Genomic DNA, 25,424 nt, shown 5'->3' with positions numbered 1-25,424 from the left:
CTAGATTCAACGTTTCCTTTTGGATGGAGAGCAGCGCATGACGGATCGACTCAACAAGGCAGCCATCTCTGAACAGGTCATCATCATTACCGGTGCTTCCCGGGGTATCGGCGCGGCCTGTGCTCGATTGATTGCCGATCGAGGCTACCGAGTCGTAGTCAACTATCGCCAGCAAGCTGACAAGGCCTTACAGCTGGTAGATCAGATTATCCATAGGGGTGGGCAGGCTAAGGCAATCTGCGCCGATGTGGCCAACGAAGCCGAGGTTGAAACCCTGTTTCAACAAGCCGATCAGTTTGGCAAGTTGTATGGACTGGTGAATAACGCCGGTATCCTGGACCGTCAAGCTCGGTTGGATGAGTTAGATGCGGCGCGTCTACAGCGACTGTTTCAAGTCAACGTTGTCGGTAGCTTTTTGTGTGCCAAGCAAGCGGTAAAGCGGATGTCGACTCGCTATGGAGGAGAGGGCGGCGCTATCGTTAACCTCTCTTCGGTGGCCGCACGTCTGGGCGCCCCTGGTGAGTATATCGATTACGCGGCAACCAAGGGGGCGATCGATACGATGACTCTGGGGCTGTCGAAAGAGGTGGCGGCCGAAGGTATCCGCGTCAATGCGGTGCGTCCAGGCATCATCTACACCGATATCCATGCCGATGGTGGCGAACCGGGTCGGGTCGATCGGTTAGGTCCTAGCCTGCCTATGCAGCGGGGAGGTCGGCCCGAAGAGGTCGCCGAAGCGGTGTTATGGTTGCTGTCGGAGCAGGCTTCCTATATAACCGGCAACTTTATTGACGCGGCCGGTGGTCGCTAGCCATAACTGATAAGAATTTAGGAGAGCATCATGTCCTGGAAGGTATACCTGTCCGGTGAGATCCACACCGATTGGCGCGAGCAGATCATCAAAGCGGCCGGTGCGGCTGGACTGCCGATCGAATTCAGCTCGGCGGTAACCGATCATGGTGCCAGCGATGCCGCCGGCGATGTGCTGGGTGAAGAGCAGAACGGTTTCTGGCGTGATCACAAGTCGGCCAAGGTTAATGCGATCCGTACCAAGACCCAGCTGGAGCAGTGTGATCTGGCGGTGGTTCGTTTCGGTGACAAGTACAAGCAGTGGAATGCGGCCTTTGATGCCGGCTTCTGCGCGGCGCTGGGCAAGCCCTATATCACGCTGCATAGCGAAGATATCATCCACCCGCTGAAAGAGGTCGACGGGGCGGCGATGGCTTGGGCTCAAACCCCGGAGCAGGTCGTCCAGGTACTGAAGTATATCTGTCGAGAGAAGTAATAGATTTTGGCCCTGTCATAGGGCGAAGACAAAAAAGGCCGGCAATCGCCGGCCTTTTTATTGGGCTTGTCAGATTAGATGCACTGCTGCTGCCGCAATGCGGCAATCTGCTCGTCGCTGTAACCCAGCTCCTGCAGGGTCTGCTCGGTGGCATCCCCAAGCTTCGGTGGCGCCTGGTCGGTGCTGACCGGGGTGCGGGAGAAGCGGATCGGATTGTTGACCAGGTTCAAGTTGTCGTTATCCGGGTGCTGCAGGGTCTGTTTCATGCCGCGGGCTAGCAACTGGGGATCTTCGAACAGTTGGTCGATCCGGTTGATCGGACCGCAGGGTACGCTACGCGCTTCCAGACCATCGAGCCAGTACTGGCTGGTTTGGGTGGCGATCAGTTCGGCAATCGCCGCACATAGCGGTTCGCGATTCTCGACCCGGGCACGGTTGGTGGCGTACAGCGGATCATCGGCCCAGTTCTGATCGGCCAGCTCGCAGAAGGCCCGGAACTGGGAGTCGTTGCCGACCGCCAGGATGATATGACCATCCCTGGTGGCAAATGCCTGGTAGGGAACGATATTCGGGTGTGCATTGCCGAGTCGTTGCGGCACTTTGCCGCCGACCAGGTAGTTGGTGGCCTGGTTGGCCAGCACAGCCGCCTGAACGTCGAACAGTGCCAGATCGATATGCTGACCCAGTCCGGAGCGCTGACGCTCAAGCAGGGCACCCTGGACCGCAATGGTGGCGTACAGGCCGGTGAACAGATCGGTAACCGCGACACCGACTTTGACCGGACCGCCGCCGGGCTTTTCGTCGGGCTCGCCGGTGATGCTCATCAGACCGCCCATTCCCTGGATCATGAAGTCGTAGCCGGCACGGTGCGCGTAAGGACCGTCCTGGCCAAAACCGGTGATCGAGCAGTAAACCAGCTTCGGGTTGACCGCTTTGAGGCTGTCGTAGTCCAGACCGTACTTTTTCAGTCCGCCGACCTTGTAGTTCTCCAGCAGCACGTCGGAACGTGCGGCAAGGTCGCGGATGATCTTCTGTCCGGCTTCCGTGGTGATGTCGACGGTGACCGAGCGTTTACCGCGGTTGGCCGCCATGTAGTAGGCGGCTTCGGCGGTGTCGTTGCCGTCAGCATCCTTGAGATAGGGAGGGCCCCAGTGGCGCGTATCGTCGCCACATCCGGGGCGTTCGATCTTGATCACCTCGGCACCCAGATCGGCCAGGCTCTGACCTGCCCAAGGGCCAGCCAAAATCCGGCTCATGTCCAGTACGCGAATGCCTTGAAGTGGTGCGTTCATGGTAACCCTCACACAGAATGGATAAAAAAACCGGATGCTGAGACAGCATCCGGCGTAAGAGCAGGCGCTTAGAAGAATGCCTGCAGACCTGTCTGGGCACGACCCAGAATCAGTGCATGGATATCCTGGGTTCCTTCGTAGGTGTTGACCACCTCCAGGTTAACCATGTGACGCATGACCGGGAATTCATCGGAGATGCCGTTGCCGCCGTGCATGTCACGGGCTTCACGGGCGATCTCCAACGCTTTAACACAGTTGTTGCGCTTCATCATCGAGATCAGTTCAGGTGCCAGTTTGCCTTCGTCTTTCAGGCGGGCGGCGCGCAGACTGCCCTGCAGACCCAGGCTGATGTCGGTTTGCATGATTGCCAGCTTCTTCTGGATCAGCTGGTTCTGAGCCAGCGGACGACCGAACTGCTTGCGCTCCAGGGTGTAGTTCAGGGCGGAGTGCCAGCAGGCTTCGGCAGCACCCAGTGCACCCCAGGAGATACCCAGACGGGCGCTGTTCAGGCAGCCGAACGGACCTTTCAGGCCTTCAACGTTGGGCAGCAGGTTCTCTTCCGGAACGAACACTTCGTCCATCACGATCTCACCGGTGATGGAGCTGCGCAGTGCCAGCTTGCCTTCGATCTTCGGCGCGCTCAGACCCGGCATGCCTTTCTCGAGGATAAAGCCGCGGATCTTACCGTCGTCGGTCTTGCCCCAGACGATGAAGACATCGGCGATCGGGGAGTTGGTGATCCACATCTTGGCACCGCTGAGCTTGTAACCGCCGTCAACGCTACGGGCACGGGTCACCATGGAACCGGGGTCAGAGCCGTGGTCAGGCTCGGTCAGACCAAAGCAACCGATCCACTCACCGGTAGCCAGCTTCGGCAGGTACTTCTGCTTCTGCTCTTCGGAGCCGTAAGCGTAGATCGGGAACATTACCAGGCTGGACTGAACGCTCATCATCGAGCGGTAGCCGGAGTCGACACGCTCAACTTCGCGGGCGATCAGGCCGTAGCCGACGTAGTTGATGCCGGGGCAGCCATAGCCTTCCAGTTGCGGACCCAGCAGACCCATTTCACCCATCTCACGGAAGATGGCCGGATCGGTGTGCTCGTTCTGGAACGCTTCACGAACACGCGGCTGCAGTTGCTCCTGACAGTAAGCACGTGCGGCATCACGGATCATCCGCTCTTCTTCGGTCAGTTGATCTTCGAACAGAAACGGGTCTTCCCAGTTGAATTTGGCCCAGCTCGGTTGTGAGGACATGTTGGCTTCCTGTGTTGGGATGTTTGATTGATGTAACAAAAGGTATCACTTGTTTTTCGATAAAAATAATATATGTTTTATATCCAGTGAATATTTGTTGATTATGGATTTGCGCCATGGACAAACGTCAGTTACAGATCTTCCAGACCGTGGCCCGCTGCGGCGGTTTCACCAAGGCATCGAAATCGCTGCATATGGCCCAGCCGGCCGTCAGCATCGCGATCAAGAAGCTCGAGCAGGAGTTTGGCTTGATGCTGTTCGATCGCAGCGAGAAACAGATCGAGCTGACGGCGGAGGGCAGGGTACTACTGGGCCATGCCGATCGGATTCTGGACCAGTTTCACCAAGCCGGCATGGCGATGTCGGAGCTTAGCGGGGTGGTAGGCGGTGAAGTTAGGCTACTGACTTCGGCGATGCTGGGCTCCTATCTACTACCCGAACAGCTGGCCTCGTTTCGACGCGACTTCCCGAGGGTCAGGGTTCGGGTCAGTAGTGAGGGTACCCAACGGGCGGCTGAGATGATTGAAGCCGGTGAGGCGGAGCTGGGTGTGTTGCATCTGGATAAGGTCTCTCCGACGTTGGAAGCCCGGCCATTTGCCTGTCAGGAGGTGGTGGTCTGCGTTGCCGAAGACGATCCTCTGGCACGCTATCCATCGATCACTTTCGAGCAGTTTGTTCAACGGGATCTGGTAGTCTACGAGCCGGGGTATTATCTGCGTGAGCTGCTGGAGCAGACCGCCCGTGATCAGGGACAACCGCTCAGAATCGGGCTGGAAACCAACCTGCTGCGCTTGATGTTGTCGTTGGTAAGGCAGGGGAGCGGGATCAGTATCTGTTTACGAGATGTGCTGGAACATGAACCGGGTTTGGTTGCACTGTCGTTTGACGAGCCGGTCTACCTCAATCTTGGTATCGGCTGGCACCGCAAGCGTTACCTTTCCCGTGCCGGCAGAGCGCTGCTGGAACATCTTTGTGGAGGAGTTGAAGACTCCCAGCTAGATGATTGAATTATTAATAGTTTTGCGGTTGGTTTGAGGTTTTTCTTCAGCCGCATAAGGATAGTCCCTAGTATCCGTTCGCGGCGGATATCAGCATAGCTAGTATAATTTATACCGTTATCTTCGATGCTTGGATTGATCAGCCCTACAGGTTAGTGCGGCGATAACGGATAAACAGGTAATCGGGCGTTGTGGCTGTCAGGCTGGCCGTTTGTTTTGGCTACTTAGTCGAAACTGAAGACCAAGCCCTGCATCAAACGAGGTACCCAGCTGTTGAACCGCAACGGGGCATCGGTCGCGACCAGACAGATGCAGGGTTCGTCGCGATCGGCGATCGGTTGATGCTCAATCTCATCATCCAGGTCGGCAACGTCGCCTGGTTGAAAACGGCCGATCTCATCGCTGTAGGAGCCGCGCAGGATCATCGTCAGTTCGCTGCCTTCGTGGCCATGGGATGGCATGCAGGTTCCCGGGGCGATCCGCAACAGACTCAGATTGGAACTTCCCAGGTCGATTTTATGTTGCTGGATCCCCGGCGCGATCCGCTTCCATGGCACCGTATCGAAATCTTGCTCAGGCCAATGTTGTAACAGCGCCGGTATCAACGGTTCGTGCTGCTGTGCTGTGACAGTAGCAGAGCGCTCCGCTGGATCCAGTTTGGTGGACTCGTCCAGTCGATCAAACAGCGCTTGTTTGCAGTCGGCGCTGACTTCAGCCGGTTGCAGCCGTTGCATCAGCTCGGCCCCTAATTGTTCGGCCTGACGCAGGCGTTGACGACAGCGAGGGCAGTGGCGCAGGTGACAGGCGACCAGGACGGCGAAGTTTCGTTCCAGAGTGGCATTGGCAAAACCGAGCAGGGTGGCGTCATCCGGATGGTATTGCATCTTCATCGGGCACCTCCCAAGCAGCTGCGTAACTTTTCGAAGGCCAAGCGTAGGGTCGATTTAACACTGCCCAATGGGATCTCCATCGATTGGGCGATCTCTGCGTGGCTCTTGCCTTGGTAATAACTCATGTAAAGCACCTGGGCTTGTCGTGAAGGCAGTTGCTGCAGGGTGTTGTTAAGTAGCTGTCCATCCAGTTCTGACTCCAGTTCTCGTTCGGCCTTTGGCGCGCTATCCGGCTCCGAAAGCTCGGGCTCAGGAGGAGGGCGGTCGGCCAACCGCTGATGCCGAAGATAGTCATAGTACTTGTTCCGGGCCACACGATAGATCCAGGTAGCCGCGTTGCCCCGCTGGGCATTGAATTGATGGGCGCGGTGCCAAACCTGCAGCAGTGTTTCCTGCAGAAGCTCTTCCGCAATTGCCGCTCCAGCGCCCCGGCTGATCAGATAACTCTTGAGTAGCGGCGCAAAGTGGTCATACAAAGCGGAAAACTGCTGCCGGTCACGCTCGGCGGCGATTCGATCCAACACCTTGGACCAGTCCTGCTGTGTCTCGATTCCATCCATTAGCTTGCTGCTGATCTCATTCATACCGGTAATACGAACCACCCAGGGGTTTGGATCACCTCCCAGGTAACTAAGACCTCAAAAATCACTATAGACGCGGTTATGGGCGGCAATTTGTCAATTTTGTTGGCTATTTAGGTTTTCTGCAGTGATCCGTTTTTTTATGTCGAACGTAACCCTTTCAAACTAGGCTCAGTTCGAGCCCGCTAATATGAGGAAACCGTCGATGTCCCCAACCCGCTTTGCCGCAACCTCGCCCTCAACCGAACCGCAACGTATCGCCGTGGTGGGATCCGGTATCGCCGGTTTGAGCTGTGCCTGGCTGCTGGCCCAGCAGCATGACGTGACACTGTTTGAAAAGGACGATCGGTTCGGCGGTCACTCGAATACGGTGTTGCTGGATGCTATCGACGATCAGCCCCCCGTAGCGGTAGACACCGGCTTTATCGTGTTCAATCCCCTGTCCTACCCCAACCTGGTGTCATTGTTCGAGCACTTGAAGGTGCCGGTACGGGCGACCGATATGTCATTCTCTGTCTCCATCAATCAGGGGCAGATGGAGTATGCCGGAAGCGATCTGGCCGGCCTGTTGGCTCAAGCTTCGAACCTGTTCCGTCCCGGCTTCTGGCAGATGCTGAGCGATATTCTGAGGTTCTACCGTCAGGCGCCGCAGCTACTCAACGAACTTGACGATCAGACCTCTTTAGGACAGCTGATCGAACGTTATGGGTACGGTCGTCGTTTTCGTGATGACCATCTGCTGCCGATGGGCGCAGCGATCTGGTCGACACCGGCCAGTCAGATGCTGGAGTACCCGGCCAAAACCTTTCTTCGCTTCTGCGCCAACCATGGCCTGCTTCAACTGCGAGATCGTCCCCAGTGGATGACGGTCGAGGGAGGAAGTCGGGAATACGTCGGGCGGCTGGTGGATCAACTGGGTGAGCGGGCGGTGGTCAATCGCGGGGTGCGGAGTATCCAGCGCAGCGGTGATCAGGTCCTGCTGACCGATTGGCAGGGGCAATACTGGCAATTTGATCAGTTGGTGCTGGCCTGCCATGCGGACCAGTCGTTGAAGTTACTCAGCGATGCTGATCAACAAGAACAGTCGTTACTGCAGGCCTTCAAGTTCGAACGCAACCGGGCATTGCTGCACAGCGACGTGAGCTTGATGCCGTTGCGGCAACGGGCCTGGGCAAGTTGGAACTACCTTTGCCAGCGTCAATCCGAAACCGACACGGCGCTCAGTGTCAGCTATTGGATGAACCGCCTGCAGGGATTGCCACAGGAGCGGCCGCTGTTCGTCACCCTCAATCCTTTGACGGAGCCCGATCCGGAACGGGTTCATGCCGCTTTTCTGTATGATCATCCGACCTTCGATGCGGCCGCACTACAAGCCCAGCGCGAACTCTGGCATCTGCAGGGGCATAACAATACTTGGTATTGCGGTGCCTGGTGCGGCTACGGTTTCCATGAGGACGGGTTGCAGGCCGGCTTGGCGGTAGCCGAAGCGCTGGGAAGTCGGCGTCGTCCTTGGCAGGTCGACGGTATGTACGATCGGATTCCACTGCCGGAGAACTGGTTTGAGGTGGAAAGAGCTGCTGCCGCGAAACAGGCCGGAGGGGAGGCCGCCTGATGGACGCGCCCAGTCTAAACAGCGCTCTCTACCGCGCCGAAGTGATGCATCAGCGGCTACGACCGCGCTCACATCGGTTTGACTACCGGATCAGCAGCTGGCTGATCGATCTGGACGAACTGGACCAGCTCGATCGTCTCGGGCTACTCAATTTCAACCGTCCCGGCTTATTCAGCTTCTACGAACGTGACCACGGTGACGGTAGTGATCGGGGGCTCAAGCAGCAATGCCAGCAACTCCTGGCCGAGAAGGGCATGCCAAGGGCCAGCCATATCCGATTGTTGTGTCAGCCGCGCTGTCTCGGCTTCGGATTCAATTCGTTGGCGGTCTACTTTTGCTATCACGCCGACGAGACCTGCTTTGCCACGCTCTACGAGGTCAGCAACACCTTCGGCGAGCGTCATACCTACGTGATCGAAAATACCGGCCCTGAGGGAGTTCCACTTCGTCAGCGGGCGGATAAGCGGATGTCGGTCTCTCCCTTTATCGCCCTCGATGGCGAGTATCGATTCCGGTTGCAGCCGCCAGGCCAACATTTTTCGGTGTTGATCCATTATCAGGATGCCGAGGGGCCGTTGCTGTTGGCCCGTTGGCGAGGTCGCCGAGTGCCACTGCAGCGCAAGGTTATGCTGCGGGAGTTGCTTCGCCCTCCAATGGGACTCAAGACGTTAGTGCTGATCCACTGGCAGGCTTTAAAGCTGTGGTTCAAACGGATTCCGTTCATCTCGCCGCAAAAAACCGATCCCTATGCCACCAGCGTCGGCTCTGGCTTCAAGGAAGCCGACCAACACCCGCCATCTTCGGGCCGTCCTAGCGGTCCCTTCAGTCAGGAGAATGTCGATGGAAACCCTGCGCAGTAAGCAGAGTGCAACCGTGCTGTTGCGACGCGAGAACTCGTCAACCCCGCAGCAGATGCGCAATCCGAATCAGCGACCGCAGAGTACACAGATCTCGTCACTGAATCGTCCTGCCCAGGCGTGGGTGCCGGGGCCTCAAGGGGGCAGTACTATTCGCCAGGATCCGATCAATCAGAACGATCTGCGTCGATCTGAATCCTGGATCTGGCGTCTATTACTGCCGCGGCTAGAGCGCCGCTTGCAGCAGGCCCAGATCTCTCGAATAGAGATTCTACTGCCCGGTGGCAGCCGTCTTCATCTGGGACAACTGCGTGCTGAACAGCCGGTCCCTTTAGTTGAACTCAAGCATCCACAAGCCTTGGTCCGAGGCTGGTTTGGGGGCTTGATGGGCTGGGCCGAAGGCTACATGGCCGGTGACTGGAGTTGTCGGCGACTGTTGCGCTTAACCGATTGGGCGATGGCTAATGAGCAAGCCCTGGAGCAGGCCTTCGGAGGAACCGGATTGGCCGCTGCCTTGCACCGGTTGGTTCATCGGCTTCGTCCCAATAGTCTGCGAGGGTCCAGGCGCAATATCGCCAGCCACTATGACCTGGGGAATGAATTCTACCGTCGCTGGCTCGATCCCAGCATGACCTATTCCGCGGCATTGTTCGATCAGCCGGGTCTTTCGCTGGAGCAGGCTCAGCATGCCAAAAATGCAAAGGTGATCGAGTGGTTGGAGCCCGGCCCCGGTGATCGGGTGTTGGAGATCGGCTGTGGTTGGGGAGGGCTGGCCCAGCAGCTCAGCGATAACGCCATAGATGGGATCAACTATCTGGGGGTCACGCTGTCCGAAGAGCAGTTGGCTTGGTGTCGGCAGCGGCCAATTGCCCATCAACAGAACGTTGCGTTTGAGCTTTGCGATTACCGACATCTGCAGCAGCGCTACGATCGGATCGTTTCGATTGAAATGCTAGAGGCCGTTGGTGAAGCGAACTGGCCGACCTATTTTAACCAACTGAAGCAGCGCTTGAGCGATGACGGTTGTGCGGTGATTCAGGTGATCACCATCGCGGATCAGCGCTTCGCTTCCTACCGACGCGGTGCCGACTTTATCCAGCGCTACATCTTCCCGGGAGGTATGTTGCCCAGCCCTTGCGTGTTTGCGCAGCAGGTCGAGCGAGCCGGATTGCAGATTGATCGGCAGTTGAGTTTCGGTCCGGACTACGGCAGTACGCTGAATATCTGGGCCGATCACTTCGAGCGGGCGTGGCCGGAACTGCAGCGGTTGGGGTTCGATCAGCGATTCTACCGTATGTGGCGCTATTACCTCGCCTACTGTGAAAGCGGCTTCAAATCCGGCTCCATCGATGTCCAGCTCTATCGCCTCCGACACGCCAATTGAGGCTGATCGCTCTGGACCCAACGTTCTTAGCACCGCACAGCAGCTGAGTTACGCACTGCCGGCGGTGCCGATGGCGTTGCCCACCTTGGCGGTCTATATCTGGCTGCCAACCTTCTATGCCGAACAGACCCAGCTGACGCTACTGCAGGCCGGTACGGCGTTGTTGCTGGCCCGGTTGCTTGATCTGCTCAGCGATCTGGCTGCCGGACGTTACTGCGATCGTTCGATCTTAGGGCTTCCCCGTCGACGGGGGTGGATGCTGCTGGGACTGTTGCTGGCCAGCCCGGCGCTGTTGATGCTGTTTGATCCTCCCTCCGAGGCGGGGTGGCCGAGATTGCTGCTGCTGGCGTCGTTGCTCTATGTCGGTTGGACCCTGATACAGATCCCCTGGCAGGCCTGGCTGGTTGACCTGTGCCCGGATAGTTCCCGTCGGTTGAGGCTCTGTGGTTGGCGTGAGGGTGCTGGTTTGCTGGGGCTGCTGTTGTCGGCGGCTTTACCGGTGGTGTTGTTGGAGAACGGTGCCACGCTTCGCCAAGCCCTGACCACATTGGCCCTAGCTGCCCTGGTGTTGGCGCTGCCATGCGCGTTGCTGCTGTCACGACTGCCCGAACCCAAGTGTCCGGTCGGCGAGCCGACTCACAGCTGGCGCGATCTGTGGCAATTACGGTTAAACCGACTCTGGCTGCGACTGCTCGCAGCCTGGGGGCTCAATACCCTGGCAAACGGCATCGCGGCGGTACTGTTTCCGCTGGCGGTCAGCATCGGTTTCGGCGGGGATGACCGAATCCGGGTATGGCTGCTGCTGCTCTATTTCGGCGCGGCCCTGATCGCGTTGCCGCTTTGGAGCCGTAGCCGGTTAGAGCTGCATCGGCTTTGGGGTGGGGCGATGATGATGGCGGCGCTGGTCTTTCTACTGGTGCCGTTGCTGCCGGCCGATCATGTTGCCGGACTTTGGGGATTTGCTCTGGTCTGCGTATTGACCGGTGTGGTGTTGGGAGCGGATTTGGCACTGCCGCCGGTGATGCAGGCCAATCTGGTCGACTGGGATCGTTGGCGTTTTGGCAAGGAGCGGGCGCTGGCTTGCTTTGCCGGCCATTCGATGGTGATGAAACTGTCGCTGGGAGCCGCTGCGGCATTGGCGCCGGCACTGCTGTGGCTGTTGGCGGACGGGGAGGATCTAGCCCGGTCGGTTGATCCGAGCAGACGTTTTGAACTGCTGGTGATCTACGCCTGGCTGCCGTGCGTATTAAAACTATCGGCAGTCGCATTGTTATGGCGTTATCCACTGAGTCGACGGCGCCATCGAATGATCACTATGCGACTGCAGCGACAGTCCCCAGCATAGGCCGCAGGGCCCGGGAGGTTGAGATGTATTGGCTCAGAGTAATAGGAGCGCTGTTGCTGGCCTTGTTGCTGGTACACAGCCCCCATGCCTTGGCTTCCCTAGAGGGAGCGGATCGGCTTGCTGATCGCAGTCAGCACTGGCAACGGCTTTACGGTGATTCGATCAAGTTCGAAGTCTGGCGAGATGGCGAGCCGGTTGGCAGCTATCAAACCCGATTCGGCGGCGGTTCTGAGCAATTCAGGGTGGAAGCGGAGATGGAGCTGGAGCTGAGCTGGCTGTGGTGGCGCTATCGCTATCAGTATCAAGCGGTAGAGCTCTGGCGGCAGGGACATCTGAGCAGGTTGAGCTCTCGTATCGACGATAACGGAGAGTTGGTTCAGCACCATTTTTCTCGCCAGGGGGATTGGCTGGTAGAAACCGATGCCTCGATGGCGCCCGTCGAGTCTGGCGGGGCTGCTTCGGTGCCCTTGCCGGTGCTGGCTAGCCATCACTACGACATCGCCGTTCTGCACCAGGGGCGTGTGCTCAACACCCTTACTGGTCAGGTCAATCGATTTGAGATCGAGCCGCTTGGGGCAATGAGGATCGCCTCGGCTCAGGGCCAGATAGAAGCCAGGGGATATCGTTATCGGGGCGAGCTGCATGATACCGAGGTCTGGTACGACAACCGGAATCGCTGGGTCGGACTGCGATTTAAAGATCGGCGGGGGGCAACGGTGGAATTTCGCTGTCAACGCTGCGGCAGAGATCGCTCCAGCGATAACCGCCTGATGCAATCGCCATCGACAGGGGAGTGGGTGAGGCCGCCGTCGGGGCGCGTCCTTAACCCTTCTCAATCGCCGGGATCGTTGAATCTGCGGTGGCAGCTATGAATCAGTCGATTGCGGTAGCCGCAGAGCAGCCGCTGGTATGGATCACCGGTGCCAGCCAGGGCATTGGCGCCGCTCTGGCGCTGGAGTATGCGGCCAGGGGCTGGCGTGTTGCCGCCAGTGCCCGCAACCGGGCGCGGCTTCAACAGGTTCAGCGTAGAGCCCTGCCTCTAGCAGGTTCCGTCGAACCCTTCCCATTGGATGTGCGCGAGCACGATCAGCATCAGCTGGTACTGGAACAGATCGAGGAGCGCTTTGGCCCGATCCGGTTAGCGATTCTGAACGCGGGTAGTCATCGGCCCCAATCGGCCCTCGAGTTTGACAGTCATCTGGTCCGGGAGTTGATGGAGTTGAATCTGATGGGGGTGGCGAACGGATTGGAAGTGCTGATCCAGCGGATGCTGAGCCGATCGCCAGCCAAGACGGCTTCGGATGCCAACGGGGCGACACATCATGGATCCGATGGTTACCGCGGTACCATCGCGGTGGTCGCTTCCCTGGCCGGTTACCGTGGGTTGCCCAACGCCGCCGCTTATGGCGCCAGCAAAGCGGCACTGATCAACCTCTGCGAAGCCCTGCGCTTGGAGTTGGCGGATACCTCGGTGCGACTGCAGCTGATCAATCCGGGATTTGTCAAAACCCCGCTGACTGATCGCAACGAGTTCCGGATGCCGTTTTTAATCGAGGCTGAGCAGGCGGCTCGGGAGATCGCCGATGGATTGGAAACCGAGCGGTTTGAAATTCGTTTGCCAGGCCTGTTCGGCTGGGTAATGGCGCTGCTGCGGCAGTTGCCGTACGGACTGTACTTTCCGTTAGTCCGGCGTTTAACAGGAGTCTGATGATGGAACCGATTCAATCCACAGAGAATAAGGCCGCAGTGCGCCCGATGCCGCACTCGATGGAAGCGTCTTCGCGGCAGCGCTGCGCGCGTAACTACTTCGAACTGTTTAATCGCCTGAGCCGTTATCAGACAGATACCTCCAGTGGCCGCTCGCAGTTGATGGCCGAACTGGGGGTGCTGGTCAGTGAGTCGGTCTGTTTTGAGGATCCGTTCGGTGCCGTCGAAGGCCGCCAGGCGCTGGCCGACTACTTGATGCGATTTGCCGAGCAGGTCGAGGAGGGGCGATTCGAACTGCTCCAGCAGGCCTGGGATGACAACTCCTGCATGCTGCTGTGGAGCTTCAGCGGTGTTAATCCCCAGTTTGGTGATGCCGATGGAATCTGGCGATTTGAAGGTGTATCCGTGCTCTATTTTGATGCCGGAGACAAAATCAGTCGTCATATCGATTACTGGGATTCGGGTACCTGCGTCTACCAAAAACTTCCCATCCTGGGGGCTGTTATCCGTTGGGTGAAGCGACGTATTCATAGCGGCTGACGCAGCAGGGCAACGCTCGAAGACTATATGAAGGTCCTAGTCTTGGCCTAAGACTATGAGCGTCGTAGGAGGGAACCCGGCAATAGTTGCCGGTTAGCCGTCGCTGCCGTTACCACCACTCGAGAGTACAACCAGCTTGTCGGGTTTTTCCAGCGCCAGCTGCAACGCTTGCGCGGCGCGGCCTATCAGCAATCGGCGGTTATCGCCGATCTGGCTTTGTACCAGTCCGATGGAGATATTGAAACCGATCTCATGCCGAGGCGGGTTCTGCGATCGCTGCTGTAGTTTATTGGCCAGGATCGCGGCCTTCTCTATCGCTGTGCACGGACAGATGATCAAGAAGCGCTGCTCATCCCAACGGCCAAGCAGATCGACGGTACGTACGTTGCTGCTGAGCAGCTCCCCGAAGCGGCTGAGAATGACTTCCCGTTCCAATCTCTCAGCATCGACAGGACTGTCGAGACGGATCAAGACGACCGAGAACAGCAGTTCCGGATAACGCTGAAACAGACCGATCTGTTGTTCCAGCATGGCATCTAGATGGCGGCGGTTAAGCAGCTGGGTTTGAGCATCGATGGTCGATAGCTTCTGCAGTAGTTTGTGGTCAGTGATATCCCTTGAAATCTGGGTGTAGCCGATGATGGTGCCATGGCGGTCAAAGTCTGGTGCGATGCTGGTGCTGACCCAACAGTCATGTCCCTGCTTGTCGCGGTTACAGAGTTCTCCTTGCCAGCGGCGTCCGCTGCTGAGGGTACGCAAAATCTCTTCGTAGATTTTCGGTGAACTGTCCGGGTTGCAGACCAGGCTATAGGGCTGGCCAATCAGTTCCTGTCGCGTGTAACCACTGAGCTCGCAAAATGCTTGGCTGACATGGGTAAAGTTACCCTCGGTATCGGTTCTTGAACTGATGACGTTTTGGTCGAGCAGACGATTGCTTCGGCGTAGTTTTAACAGCGTCCGGTGCAGGTGGCGATGCAGCTGATCCGGTATTCGTGTGCTGAACCATGCCAGCGGTAATGCCACCAGTGTCACCAGTAGCGCGATCAGCAGGGTGTTGAACTGGGTGTCATCGGCTAAATCGGGCGGAAGAAACCGTTTCGGCGTTAAGATCAGGTAGAGAGATTGGTCGTTCTGAAGAAGTTCGCCTAATGGTAACCGATACGCCTGATCAGCGTCGGCGACAGGGATACCGGATGGGGTGGTCAATGTGATGCTGGCCGATGGCCTTTGCCGACTCTCGGGGTTGGTCACGTTGAACCCTCTGGGATCTGCCTTATCGCCTTCGACCAGTTGAACCACGAAGTTGTTCGAGTTGATCAACTCCCTTAACAGATGCCGAACGTCGAGGGTGGCGACCAAGATGCCATTGAGTCGGCCCTCAACGTACACCGGTGTGGCACTCTGAAAACTGGGGCGTACCATCTCCCCGTCCGCGGCAATCTGTAACAGAGAGTGTTTTACATCGCCGTGAGCGAGCAAGCGGGCGCTGTTGAACAGGGTAGCTTGCTGGTTATCCGATTCTGAGCTGTCGGTGGCGCTATGAAGTTGTTGCCGGGCTAGGGGGTTATGTTGGAGTGAGGCAGAATTCCCCGAGCGGCTATAGTCGTCGCCACGATTCACGCAAAGTTGTGGCTGCCCCTGACTGTCCAGATAACACAGCTGTCGATAGAGGGTGTTGGGTCCGGTGGTGGCCAGATAGAGATTGCGCAAGGCCTGGGTCGACGCCGTGGTTTTATTCTCTAAATAGCGGTGGGTGATCGGGTTATTTGCCAGCGACGCCAGTTGATCATCCAGTCCCCGCAGGCGGTACCGCAACCGTTCGATAATCCGATCATGCTCGATGCGGAACTGCTGTTGAACTTGATAGAGGTGGGTAGTCTGTTGCAGCTGGTAGTGGGCGATTGAGGTCACAATAGCCACGGCGGCGCCAAAGCCGATAAAGCAAAGCACCGATATCAGAAAGGTTCGGCCCCATGAACGGCCAAAAGAGTCACCAGAGTCGAGTCGATCCATCATTTCCTTCCGGCTTGCTCAAACCTTCACTGACGGCATCCGGCCGTGGCGGGTTTTTCGTTCGAGCGCGCTAAGACAGGGTAATCTGTTCCTGTTTGACGTTTAGGTCAAGCTAAATTCACTCATAGTGACGCAAATAGGCTCACTTCTCGGGCGGAGGCCGCTCAGGCTACCCCCGACGACGGCGAAAATGTTGGTCTAACACCTTGGCGTGTCTGCTATTCCTAGAAAGCCTGATGGTACCTCGAACCGCTCAGCAATGACTGCAATAGCACTTTGGAAGCGGTGCGACGCTACCTTGGGCGTCTGTCGATTTTCGGCTTCTATCCATACTGGATTTCTAGTAAAACTAAGCTGTTATCAAGGTGTTTGGTCTATAACTTCTCAACCGGTTTCATTTAAGGAATCTATCTATCGATTCCCAGATAGCGTCCTGTCAGACGTGGAGAGGCGTATGAAAATAGGTGTACCTAAGGAGATCCATTCCGGGGAAAAAAGGGTAGCTTTGACCCCGCCGCTGGTTAAACAGCTGCAACAGATGGGCTATGACGTGGCGATTGAGGCCGGTGCTGGGCTGGACTCAAATTTCACCGATCAGGCCTATGTCGATGCGGGCGTTGAGGTGATCGACGGCGCCGAGGCGCTGTGGTCGGCTTCCGATATCGTTCTTAAGGTTCGGCCCCCGGAACAGAATGAAGCCCTGGGCAAGCATGAGGCGGACCTGCTCAACGAAGGCGCGATTTTGACCAGCTTTATCTGGCCAGCCCAGAATCCGGAGTTGATGGAACGGCTCACCGCCCGCAAGGCCAATGTGCTGGCGATGGATTCGGTGCCCCGGATCAGCCGCTCACAACGTTGTGATGCGCTGAGTTCGATGGCCAACATCGCCGGTTATCGCGCCGTGGTCGAGGCCTCGAATCACTTTGGACGTTTCCTCAACGGTCAGATTACTGCCGCTGGTAAGGTGCAGCCGGCCAAGGTGCTGATTATCGGTGCCGGGGTGGCGGGTCTGGCCGCTATCGGTTGTGCCGGACGCATGGGAGCCATCGTTCGTGCCTTCGATACCCGTCCGGTGGTGAAGGAGCAGGTGGAGTCGATGGACGCCGAGTTCCTCACCGTCGAGATCGAAGAGGACGGTAGCGGTGGCGGCGGTTACGCCAAAGAGATGTCGAAAGAATTTATCGACGCCGAGATGGCGCTGTTCCGTGAGCAGGCCAGAGAGGTCGATATCATTATCACCACCGCGCTGATTCCAGGAAAACCGGCGCCTAAGCTGATCCTCGAAGATATGGTCGAGATGATGGCCGAGGGTAGTGTCATCGTCGATCTGGCCGCCGAACAGGGTGGTAACTGTGAGCTGACCGTTCCGGGCGAGGTGGTGGTTCGTCACGGGGTCTCCATCATCGGTTTCACCGACCTGCCCAGCCGATTGCCGACCCAGTCCAGCCAACTGTATGCCACCAACGTGCGCAACGTGCTGTCGGAGCTGACCCCGGAGAAAGATGGTAAACCCGACTTCAACATGGAAGACACCATTATCCGCGGCACCACCGTGATCCATGAGGGTGAGGTGATCTGGCCGCCGCCCCCGCCGGAACTATCCGTGGCGCCGCCACCCAAGGCTGCGCCCGAGCCGGTGCCTGAGCCGGAACCGATGTCAGCCGGTAAGCGTGCGGCGATCACATTCGGCAGTATGGGCGTGGCTATGCTGTTGCTGTTGATGCTGGGCTCGGTGGCCCCGGCGGCCTTTATGTCCCACCTGATCGTGTTTGTGCTCAGCTGCTTTGTCGGCTGGCAGGTGGTCTGGGCGGTGACCCCGGCATTGCATACGCCGTTGATGAGTGTGACCAACGCCATTAGTGGCATCATCATTATCGGTGCGTTGCTGCAAGCCGGATCGTCCAGCAGTGTGGTGGGCTTCCTGGCCTTTGTCGCGATTCTGATCGCCAGCATTAATATCGCCGGTGGTTTCTACGTCACCCAGCGGATGCTGAAGATGTTTGTCAGGGAGGACTGAGCATGAGCGGATTAGTAACTTCAGCCTACATCGGCGCTAGCATCCTGTTTATTCTCAGCCTCGGCGGCTTGAGTCATCAGGAGACCGCGCGTCGCGGTAATGTCTACGGTATCGCCGGTATGGCGCTGGCGATTCTGGCGACCATCGGTAGTGATCAGGTTTCCGGCCTCGGATGGATCATGATTGCGATGCTGATCGGCGGGGCGATCGGGATCTACTTCGCCGTTAAGGTGCAGATGACCGAGATGCCTGAACTGGTTGCGATGATGCACAGCTTCGTCGGCCTGGCCGCGGTGCTGGTCGGCTACGCCAGCTATCTCGATCCCAGTGCCCATTTCGAGGGAGCCGAGAAAACCATCCATGAGGTGGAGATCTACCTCGGGGTGCTGATCGGTGCGGCGACCTTCTCCGGCTCGCTGATTGCGTTTGGTAAGCTGCGTGGGCTGGTGCAGAGCAAACCGCTATTGTTGCCGGGGCGTCACTACCTCAATCTCGGTGCGCTGATTCTGTCGATCATCCTGGGCATGAGCTTTGTCGGGGCCGAAAATGGTGCCTTCTGGGCGCTGTTCCTGATGACCCTGATCGCGTTGGCCTTCGGCGTACATATGGTGATGGCGATCGGTGGTGCCGACATGCCGGTGGTGGTGTCGATGCTCAACAGCTACTCCGGTTGGGCCGCAGCCGCAGCCGGCTTCATGTTGTCCAACGATCTGTTGATCGTGGTGGGGGCTCTGGTTGGCTCCAGCGGCGCGATTCTGAGTTACATCATGTGTCGGGCGATGAACCGCAAGTTCGTCAACGTTATTCTCGGTGGCTTTGGTACTACCACCAGCTCCAGCTCGGCCGAAGGTGAAGAGCAGGGTGAGGTAACGCCCACCAGTGCCGATGAGGTTGCCGAGATGCTCAGCAATGCCGACAGCGTGGTGATCGTGCCCGGCTACGGTATGGCGGTGGCCCATGCGCAGCATCCGGTGTCGGAGATCACCCAGGCGTTGCGGACCAAAGGGGTGAATGTGCGCTTTGCGATTCACCCTGTTGCCGGACGGATGCCGGGGCATATGAACGTGTTGCTGGCCGAGGCCAAGGTGCCCTACGACCTGGTACTGGAGATGGATGAGATCAATGATGATCTGCCGGATACCGATGTGGTGCTGGTAATCGGCGCCAACGACACCGTCAACCCGATGGCGGCTGAAGACCCGAGCAGCCCGATCGCCGGGATGCCGGTTATCGAAGTCTGGAAAGCCACTACCGTGGTGGTGTTCAAGCGCTCGATGGCGACCGGCTACTCTGGGGTGGAGAACCCGCTGTTCTTCAAGGAGAACACCCGGATGCTGTTCGGCGATGCCCGCGAGAGTGTCGACGGTATCTTCAAACAGCTGTAATCGAACTTTAGGTTTCTTAAGGTGTAGCAAAGCCCGGCTTCAAGCCGGGCTTTTTTGTGGGTCGAGCTTCTTGGGTCTGGCTTTCAGGGTACCGAGCACAGCGCCACCGCTGATCAGGGCCAGGGCGATGATGACGTTACTGCTGAGCGGGTCATCCCCGAACAGAATCAACAGCCCGGTCGACATCAGGGGAGTAAAGTAGGACAGCGCCCCGATCGTGCGCGGGTCGCCACGCTTCATCGCCGCGTCCCAACAGTAGAAAGAGATTCCCATCGGGCCCAGGCCCAGCAGTGCCATGGTGATCAGGTCCTGTTGATTCATGCTTGGAGTTGTCTCGAACAGACCATGACAGAGCAGCGCCAGCAGGCCGGCTAGCAGACAAAACAACCCCACGGTGGCAGAGCTGAAGTCTCCGCTGCGACGAGTCAGCAGTGAGTAACGAGCCCAGATAACGGCGGCGGCAATTCCCAGTGCATAGCCCAAACTATGGTCCGAATTAAAGCTGGCACTGTTACCGCCAAGGATCACAGTGGCCGCTCCGCTAAAGCCCAGCAGACCTCCGAGAATATGGTTCCGATTCAGATGGAAACCGGGAAGATACAGCGGTGAGAACAGCACGATCAGCAACGGCCAAAGATAATTGAGCAGATTGGCTTCCACGGCTGGGGCGTGGCGATAGGCCATAAACAGCGCGAAGTGGTAACCGAAGATGCCAAACACACCCATCTGCAGGATCGATCTTTTTGGATGCCATTGGCGGTACTTGGGCAAAGACATTAGTCCACCGAGCAGTAACGCCACGCCGAGTACCAGAAACGGCGGCAGATGGTTCAGGCGGGTCGCCAGCAGAGCCAGCGAGCTCCAGAGGGTGATCGCAGCGATCGCAAAAAAATAGGGCACGGTGTTTACCTCAGGAATAACGAATCCAGCAATTTAGAAATAAGCCAACCAGTTGCAGTATGGTAACTACAAACAAGTTAATGTTGTTTGGTTAAAAGCCGGTTTGTTATGGTCTGAAGCTTGATTTAGCGACTCAACCCAATCGAAGTTGGCTGGGTGGGTGGCCGTAATGGCAAGAGAACCGATGACTGAAGGTGGAGAAATCCTGGTAGCCGACTTGCTGGGCGATGATACCGATCGGGTAGTCGGTGTGCAGCAACAAGGCGCGGGCTTTTTCCATTCGCAACCGAAGCAGCTGTTGTCCGACCGTGCGCCCGGTCTGTTTTTTGAACAGCGTTTTCAGTTGGCTCAGGCTCAGACAGGCGATATCGGCCAGTTCGGCCAGTGACGGAGACTGGCTCAGGTCCTGCTCCAGATGATTGAGGACACGGGTAATGCGGCTGTCATGGCTGTAGAGAAAGTTTTGTTCGCTGAGTAGTCGAATAAACCAGTCGCCTAGCTGTTGCTCCAACTCAGGGCTGACCTGATGCTCCAGCTGTTGTTGAACGAACGTGCAGAACGCCTGCATCGGTGGGCTGATACGGATGATCGCCTGATCTGAACAGAGCAGGTTGGCCGGTAGCAGGGTCAGGTCTGCAACCAGAAAGCTGGCTTCCGGGTCGGGAGCAAACCAGTGGGGCTGTCCCGCAGGAATGATCACACAGCTACCGGGGGCGGCACGACCACGTTGCCCCAGCGTTTCGATGTCGATACTACCTGCCATCGGTAATACCAGTTGATGATAGTCGTGCTGGTGCTTATCCGAGTGAAAGCTGTAGGAGCGAATCGACAGTCGTGCACTCATGCTATGAAGTTCTTCAGAAGACGGTCAGGTTCTTATACCGCGTCGACGCCATGACAGCAAAGTTCAGGCATCGCCTTCTATATTCTTATCGCATCTGACTACCTGGTCCTTGCCAAGCGCTTTGGCTTGATAGAGTGCCCGGTCGGCTCGTTCGATCACCGAGGCCAACTCTTCGCCGGGGGCGTGCCATTGGGCCACACCCAGGCTGGCTGTGACCTGGAGAACTTGTTTGTTCGCTCTGGTTTTTAGTGTTCGGATCACTTTGCACAGTTTCTCAGCAGCCATGCCGGCTTCTTCGGCAGTGGCTTCGGGCAACAGGATGACGAACTCTTCGCCGCCATACCGGGCCACGATATCGTTTTTCCGTGACTGATTGTTGAGGATCTTTCCGATGGCTTGGATCACCAGATCTCCGATGTGATGTCCTCGGGTGTCGTTGACGGCTTTAAAGTTGTCAATGTCGAGCATGATGATCGAGAAACTTCGATCATAGCGTTGGCAGGCCGTCAGTTCTTCATCACCCCTGCGCATAAACTCACGCCGGTTCAAGGTCTTGGTCAGCGGATCTTCGATTGAGAGGCGGGCCTGCTTACGAATACGGATTAACAGCAGCAGGGTCAGGCAGCAAACACAAAAAATCAGTACCAGCGTGGCCAGTGAAGCCCATAGCTGAATGTCCTGATAGCTCGATAACACCGTTTGGTATTCGCACTCGGTAGTGACTTTGAGCGGGTGGGAGCGAAGCTCCTGGGTCAGGCTCAGCTTCGGGCCCGTGTTGGCGTTGCGGTTGATCTGGGCATAGACCTTGTCGTTGCTGTGATGGATCGATGCGCTGATATTGGGATCATCGACCAGTTGCATCAGTACATCGCGTAGATAATCGGTCTTGATGATGGCCACCATAATGGCTACCACATCGTTGCTGGGAGAACGCACGGGGATGCTAACGGCAAAAAACCATTGGTCTTGGTGAACGCGGGACAACTTGGGCTCGCCAACCCAGACCTGAGTACTGGGTTGTTCTCGATAGATCGACGAGTAGGGACGGTCTTTAACCGAAGGCGGGGTTCCAGTGCCGGTCCAATAAGCGATCTCGCCATTGCGATCGAGTATCAGTAGATCCATCAGCTGAGGATCATTGGATTTCAGCGCGACCAATCTCTCGTTAATTTCGCTCGCTTTGGCGTCGACGAGGGGCAATGTGCTGGCAATGCCCTTCAGTAGCTGCTGTGCCCCGGAGATCGACTGTGCAACCTGCTGGCCAATATGGCCATTGAGCATTGCCAGTCGGGTCTGATGATCGACAATCAGATTGTTTCGGTGCAGTCCCAGCGACGTTGTGGTGATGGCAATCAACAGGAGAACAGTGACGAATCCTATAACCAATGCCAGAACCGATGTGCGATGACCGCCGAAACTGTCGGATAGATTCCACATACCTCTGACCACCTGCTGGGAATCAAATTGGTAGGGTTGTTGAGTGAGTTACTCAAGAGGTTCTAAGTACAAGGTCAGTCAGTCTCTCAGCTAAGAATGACTTACTCATGCCTATTCTAGGCTCTGTCTGAATATCAGTATTTGATGAAAACCAAGTTTCTAATTAATGACTCGTGAATTTAGTCACCCCAGACTGGTATTAACCCGGTTCCCCAGCAGTAACCCTGTGGCGCCGAACGGGGATTATCAATGGATTGGAAAAACTGTTTGTCGGGGAGCGGGGATTATCAATGTTGAAACCATCCGTTAAGGTTAAGCGTTCAAACCACGCTGTTAGACGTTTGTCAGTATTAACAACCGAAAGTAGGTAATCGATGGGGCAGGATCAGGGCTCGTTGGGCCGTCAGTTGTACCGTATGACCTGGCCGATGCTGATTGGCTTGCTGGCGATCATGAGCTGTCAGCTGGTTGATAGTGCCTTTATCGGCCAGCTGGGTGCCCAGCCGCTGGTAGTGGTCGGTTTCACTATTCCGGTTTACCAGTTGATTATCGGTACTCAGGTGGGCCTCGGCATCGCCACCACGACCATTATCTCCACCGCGCTGGGAGCGGGGCAGACCGATTGGGCCAAACAGCTGGGTGCGATGGTGATCGGCACCGGGTTGGTGTTGATCCTGGCCCTTTGCTTGCTGCTTTGGGTCTTTCAGCAACAGGTAGTGTCAACCCTGGGCGCCCAACCTGAACTGTTCCCGCTGCTTCGAGAATACTGGTTCCCCTGGCTGATCAGCACCTGGATGGGGGCGATGCTGTACTTTGGCTACAGCATCTTTCGCGCCCACGGCGAAACCTGGTTGCCGGGGATGGTGATGGTGCTGACCAGTGTCATCAACATGGTGCTCGATCCGATTCTGATCTTCGTGCTGGAGATGGGGATTGCGGGTGCAGCCTGGGCCACGGTGATCGCCTTCGGTATCGGATGTTGGATTATCTTCAGCAGGATTCTGAGTCGAGGCCTGATCGCCTGGCCGGCCGGTGGCGGCATGATTCGTGACGGGCTGCACCGTTTGCTGGCCTTTATGGCGCCGGCGATGATGAGCCAGTTTATGCCGCCGATTTCGGCAATGCTGGCCACCAGTATCGTGGCTTTTTACGGTGATTTTGCGATCGCCGCCTGGGGGCTAGGCACCCGAATCGAGCTGTTTAGCATCATCCTGGTCTTGTCGTTGACGATGTCGATGCCACCGATCATCGGTCGCCTGCGAGGTAATAACGAGCTGGATCAAATCCACCAGTTGGTTCGTATTGCGGTTCGCTTCGTGCTGGTTTCGCAACTGACGACGGCGCTGATAATCGCCTTCGTGTCCAATCCGATTAGTGATCTGTTGACCACCGATGACAACATTGCCGCGGTGCTCAACCAATATCTGTGGATCGTACCGATCAGCTTCAGTGCGCTGGGCGTCTGTATGATCATGGTTTCGGTCTGTAGTGCACTGGGAACGCCGAATCTGGCGTTGCTCATCTCCATGCTGCGTTTGCTGGTTTGCTATATCCCGGGACTTTGGATCGGTTCGCAGATCGGCGGGCTGACAGGGCTGTTCTTTGGCGCCATGGCGGGCAACCTGCTGGCCGGTTTGGTGGGCTGGCAACTGTACAAACGCCGATTTAACCAGATGCGGGCACGGCTGCAATCGGAGAGTACGCCGATTGCCGACCGAGTACCGCTGTCCCAAGAGTAAGGTTGCCGGGTCGCGATTGGCGGGCTTCTAACGCCCGAAATCGGGTACTCAGTCCGTTTTGCTGATCACCAGCTGGCGCAGTGTCGAGGATTTGAATTCGCGTCGGTAGAGCACGAACACCACACCCGCCGTTAACACCATAAACAGCCAGGAATTGATGAACCAGCCCAGCACCGCCATGCTGAAATAGTAGGTGCGTAGCCCGAGGTTGAAGTTGTGGGCCGCCATCGAACTCATTGCCGCCAAGCGATTGGAATGGGCCTTGACCTCCTGTTCGCTGGGTTCGTCCTGCGGATTAGGCGCCGCACCCATCATCACCGAGGTAAACCCGTATTGGCGCAGACTCCAGGTGAATTTGAAAAACGCATAAACGAACAGCCCGATCAGCAGCAGCAACTTCAGCTCCCACTCACCCTTGGTGGCCTCGGTTGCCAGCGGAATATCGCGGACGATATCGATCGCCTTTTCGGTTGAGCCCAGTACTGTCATCAGGCCCGCCAAGATCAGCATGGTCGACGAGGCAAAGAATGAGACGCTGCGCTCCAAATTGGCGATCACCGCCGTATCCGGAATGCGGTTATCCCGACTCAACAGGTTGTTCATCCAGGCTAACCGATACTGGTGCATCAGGTGGGCCAGGCAGTAGCTGTTTCTTGCCTTCTTGTGGGTATAGTTGTTGTAACCCTTGAAACAGGCCAGAAACCAGGCGATGGCCAGCAGGTTGGTCCAGTTGTCAGCGATGAAAGTCAGTAGCTGGTCCATAGGATTGCATCAGGTTAAGGTCGGCGAGAAGAGCTGCCAATTGAAACACAATCAGGGGGCGCTACCCAACGACTTTGAGCTGCAGGCAGACTCTGCTGGGCGGTATCGTTGATTTGAGATGAGAGCGGGCCTGATAACGGCAGACAGGTCTGCTCAGGCCCAGGGGGGATTGGAAGCGGGATTTACTGCGGAACCGCGGCGTAGGCGACGATTTCACACAGCATCTCTTCACGGGCCAGACCGGCGACGATCATCGCGGCCCGGTTCGGGTAGGGGGCTTCGAAGTAGTCGGCGTAGACCTTGTTGAAGACCGGCAGTTGATCACGGTCGGTGACGTAGATCAGCACCTGGGTCACATCGGCCATGGTCAGTTCCGCGGCTTCGATAGTGTGCTTGAAGTTCTCCATGGTCTGGCGCGCCTGGGCTTCGATACCGCCTTCGACCACCTTGCCTTCGGCGTCGATCGGAATCTGAGCGGTAGAGAGCTGGCCGTTGGCGATAACAGCCCATTCCAGCGGAGCCTTGGACGCAAAGAGTTCAGTTTTGACAGCTTTTTTCATAGTCAGGACCTGGCTAATTT

At 57.2% G+C, this 25,424-nt stretch carries 23 protein-coding genes; 13 read left to right on the top strand and 10 right to left on the bottom strand.

The window, feature by feature from the left end; translation table 11 throughout:
• Positions 1-37: 37 nt before the first annotated feature.
• Both DV711_RS04670 and DV711_RS04665 read left to right on the top strand, forming a co-directional pair.
• The gene (locus tag DV711_RS04670) at positions 38-811 is read left to right on the top strand and encodes an SDR family oxidoreductase (RefSeq protein ID WP_114694469.1); all 774 of its coding nucleotides are present in this window, start codon (positions 38-40) and stop codon (positions 809-811) included.
• A gap of 30 nt (positions 812-841) precedes the next feature.
• The gene (locus DV711_RS04665) at positions 842-1,285 is read left to right on the top strand and encodes a YtoQ family protein (RefSeq protein WP_114694468.1); all 444 of its coding nucleotides are present in this window, start codon (positions 842-844) and stop codon (positions 1,283-1,285) included.
• Between the two features lie 74 nt (positions 1,286-1,359).
• Here the strand turns inward: DV711_RS04665 and DV711_RS04660 are convergent, their stop codons facing one another.
• Together DV711_RS04660 and DV711_RS04655 are read right to left on the bottom strand one after the other, a co-directional pair.
• Positions 1,360-2,577 (bottom strand): CaiB/BaiF CoA transferase family protein, encoded by a 1,218-nt coding sequence (locus DV711_RS04660; protein ID WP_114694467.1) that lies wholly within the window; start codon positions 2,575-2,577, stop codon positions 1,360-1,362.
• A 68-nt stretch (positions 2,578-2,645) separates the two neighbouring features.
• A complete protein-coding gene (locus DV711_RS04655) occupies positions 2,646-3,833 on the bottom strand; it encodes an acyl-CoA dehydrogenase (protein WP_114694466.1) in 1,188 nt (395 codons plus the stop codon).
• Positions 3,834-3,949: 116 nt separating this feature from the next.
• On the opposite strand from DV711_RS04655, the gene DV711_RS04650 reads away from it, so the two are divergent.
• A complete protein-coding gene (locus DV711_RS04650; RefSeq protein ID WP_114694465.1) occupies positions 3,950-4,840 on the top strand; it encodes a LysR family transcriptional regulator in 891 nt (296 codons plus the stop codon).
• A 215-nt stretch (positions 4,841-5,055) separates the two neighbouring features.
• Here the strand turns inward: DV711_RS04650 and DV711_RS04645 are convergent, their stop codons facing one another.
• Together DV711_RS04645 and DV711_RS04640 are read right to left on the bottom strand one after the other, a co-directional pair.
• The gene (locus tag DV711_RS04645; protein WP_114694464.1) at positions 5,056-5,721 is read right to left on the bottom strand and encodes a ChrR family anti-sigma-E factor; all 666 of its coding nucleotides are present in this window, start codon (positions 5,719-5,721) and stop codon (positions 5,056-5,058) included.
• Positions 5,718-6,305: a sigma-70 family RNA polymerase sigma factor gene (locus DV711_RS04640; RefSeq protein ID WP_114694463.1), complete on the bottom strand. Its 588-nt coding sequence runs from the start codon at positions 6,303-6,305 to the stop codon at positions 5,718-5,720. The genes DV711_RS04645 and DV711_RS04640 overlap by 4 nt, the downstream gene beginning before the upstream one ends.
• A 202-nt stretch (positions 6,306-6,507) precedes the next feature.
• Between DV711_RS04640 and DV711_RS04635 the strand changes: the two genes are divergently transcribed.
• Genes DV711_RS04635 through DV711_RS04605 form a run of 7 tightly spaced genes read left to right on the top strand, consistent with a single transcriptional unit; the run spans position 6,508 to position 13,747 of the window.
• The gene (locus tag DV711_RS04635; RefSeq protein WP_114694462.1) at positions 6,508-7,914 is read left to right on the top strand and encodes an NAD(P)/FAD-dependent oxidoreductase; all 1,407 of its coding nucleotides are present in this window, start codon (positions 6,508-6,510) and stop codon (positions 7,912-7,914) included.
• On the top strand, positions 7,914-8,774 hold the full coding sequence (locus tag DV711_RS04630) for a DUF1365 domain-containing protein (RefSeq protein ID WP_114694461.1): 861 nt from the start codon (positions 7,914-7,916) through the stop codon (positions 8,772-8,774). The genes DV711_RS04635 and DV711_RS04630 overlap by 1 nt, the downstream gene beginning before the upstream one ends.
• Positions 8,755-10,155 carry an SAM-dependent methyltransferase gene (locus DV711_RS04625; RefSeq protein WP_165840002.1) on the top strand — a complete coding sequence of 467 codons (1,401 nt, stop codon included), beginning with the start codon at positions 8,755-8,757 and terminating at the stop codon, positions 10,153-10,155. The genes DV711_RS04630 and DV711_RS04625 overlap by 20 nt, the downstream gene beginning before the upstream one ends.
• Positions 10,121-11,500, top strand: a complete 1,380-nt coding sequence (locus tag DV711_RS04620) for an MFS transporter (RefSeq protein WP_114694459.1) — start codon at positions 10,121-10,123, stop codon at positions 11,498-11,500. The genes DV711_RS04625 and DV711_RS04620 overlap by 35 nt, the downstream gene beginning before the upstream one ends.
• Positions 11,501-11,523: 23 nt before the next feature.
• Positions 11,524-12,372, top strand: coding sequence for a DUF6134 family protein (locus tag DV711_RS04615; RefSeq protein WP_133297396.1), 849 nt, complete (start codon positions 11,524-11,526; stop codon positions 12,370-12,372).
• Entirely contained in the window at positions 12,369-13,208 is an 840-nt protein-coding gene (locus DV711_RS04610; protein WP_114694457.1) for an SDR family NAD(P)-dependent oxidoreductase, read from the top strand. The genes DV711_RS04615 and DV711_RS04610 overlap by 4 nt, the downstream gene beginning before the upstream one ends.
• Before the next feature lie 2 nt (positions 13,209-13,210).
• Positions 13,211-13,747, top strand: a complete 537-nt coding sequence (locus DV711_RS04605) for a nuclear transport factor 2 family protein (protein ID WP_165840001.1) — start codon at positions 13,211-13,213, stop codon at positions 13,745-13,747.
• Between the two features lie 93 nt (positions 13,748-13,840).
• Here DV711_RS04605 and DV711_RS04600 read toward each other — a convergent pair whose 3' ends face one another.
• Positions 13,841-15,760, bottom strand: coding sequence for a sensor domain-containing diguanylate cyclase (locus tag DV711_RS04600; RefSeq protein WP_165840000.1), 1,920 nt, complete (start codon positions 15,758-15,760; stop codon positions 13,841-13,843).
• Between the two features lie 454 nt (positions 15,761-16,214).
• On the opposite strand from DV711_RS04600, the gene DV711_RS04595 reads away from it, so the two are divergent.
• Together DV711_RS04595 and pntB are read left to right on the top strand one after the other, a co-directional pair.
• On the top strand, positions 16,215-17,777 hold the full coding sequence (locus DV711_RS04595) for a Re/Si-specific NAD(P)(+) transhydrogenase subunit alpha (protein ID WP_114694454.1): 1,563 nt from the start codon (positions 16,215-16,217) through the stop codon (positions 17,775-17,777).
• Positions 17,778-17,779: 2 nt separating this feature from the next.
• Complete coding sequence (pntB, locus tag DV711_RS04590; protein WP_114694453.1) at positions 17,780-19,162, top strand: Re/Si-specific NAD(P)(+) transhydrogenase subunit beta; 1,383 nt, start codon at positions 17,780-17,782, stop codon at positions 19,160-19,162.
• A gap of 39 nt (positions 19,163-19,201) precedes the next feature.
• Here the strand turns inward: pntB and DV711_RS04585 are convergent, their stop codons facing one another.
• The 3 genes from DV711_RS04585 to DV711_RS04575 form a co-directional block, all read right to left on the bottom strand.
• The gene (locus DV711_RS04585) at positions 19,202-20,062 is read right to left on the bottom strand and encodes a DMT family transporter (RefSeq protein ID WP_114694452.1); all 861 of its coding nucleotides are present in this window, start codon (positions 20,060-20,062) and stop codon (positions 19,202-19,204) included.
• A gap of 133 nt (positions 20,063-20,195) precedes the next feature.
• On the bottom strand, positions 20,196-20,906 hold the full coding sequence (locus DV711_RS04580; RefSeq protein ID WP_114694451.1) for an AraC family transcriptional regulator: 711 nt from the start codon (positions 20,904-20,906) through the stop codon (positions 20,196-20,198).
• Positions 20,907-20,969: 63 nt separating this feature from the next.
• Positions 20,970-22,343, bottom strand: a complete 1,374-nt coding sequence (locus DV711_RS04575) for a sensor domain-containing diguanylate cyclase (RefSeq protein WP_114694450.1) — start codon at positions 22,341-22,343, stop codon at positions 20,970-20,972.
• Between the two features lie 374 nt (positions 22,344-22,717).
• Here DV711_RS04575 and DV711_RS04570 point away from each other — a divergent pair, with 374 nt between their 5' ends.
• Positions 22,718-24,082, top strand: a complete 1,365-nt coding sequence (locus DV711_RS04570) for an MATE family efflux transporter (protein WP_207802530.1) — start codon at positions 22,718-22,720, stop codon at positions 24,080-24,082.
• 48 nt (positions 24,083-24,130) lie between these two features.
• Here the strand turns inward: DV711_RS04570 and DV711_RS04565 are convergent, their stop codons facing one another.
• Together DV711_RS04565 and DV711_RS04560 are read right to left on the bottom strand one after the other, a co-directional pair.
• Positions 24,131-24,844, bottom strand: a complete 714-nt coding sequence (locus DV711_RS04565; RefSeq protein ID WP_207802529.1) for a DUF599 domain-containing protein — start codon at positions 24,842-24,844, stop codon at positions 24,131-24,133.
• A gap of 182 nt (positions 24,845-25,026) precedes the next feature.
• On the bottom strand, positions 25,027-25,404 hold the full coding sequence (locus DV711_RS04560) for a RidA family protein (protein WP_114694449.1): 378 nt from the start codon (positions 25,402-25,404) through the stop codon (positions 25,027-25,029).
• Between the last annotated feature and the right edge of the window lie 20 nt (positions 25,405-25,424).

This window comes from Motiliproteus coralliicola (genome assembly GCF_003345655.1).
GTDB lineage: Bacteria > Pseudomonadota > Gammaproteobacteria > Pseudomonadales > Balneatricaceae > Motiliproteus > Motiliproteus coralliicola.
This window is presented reverse-complemented; position numbering and strand designations above follow the sequence as displayed.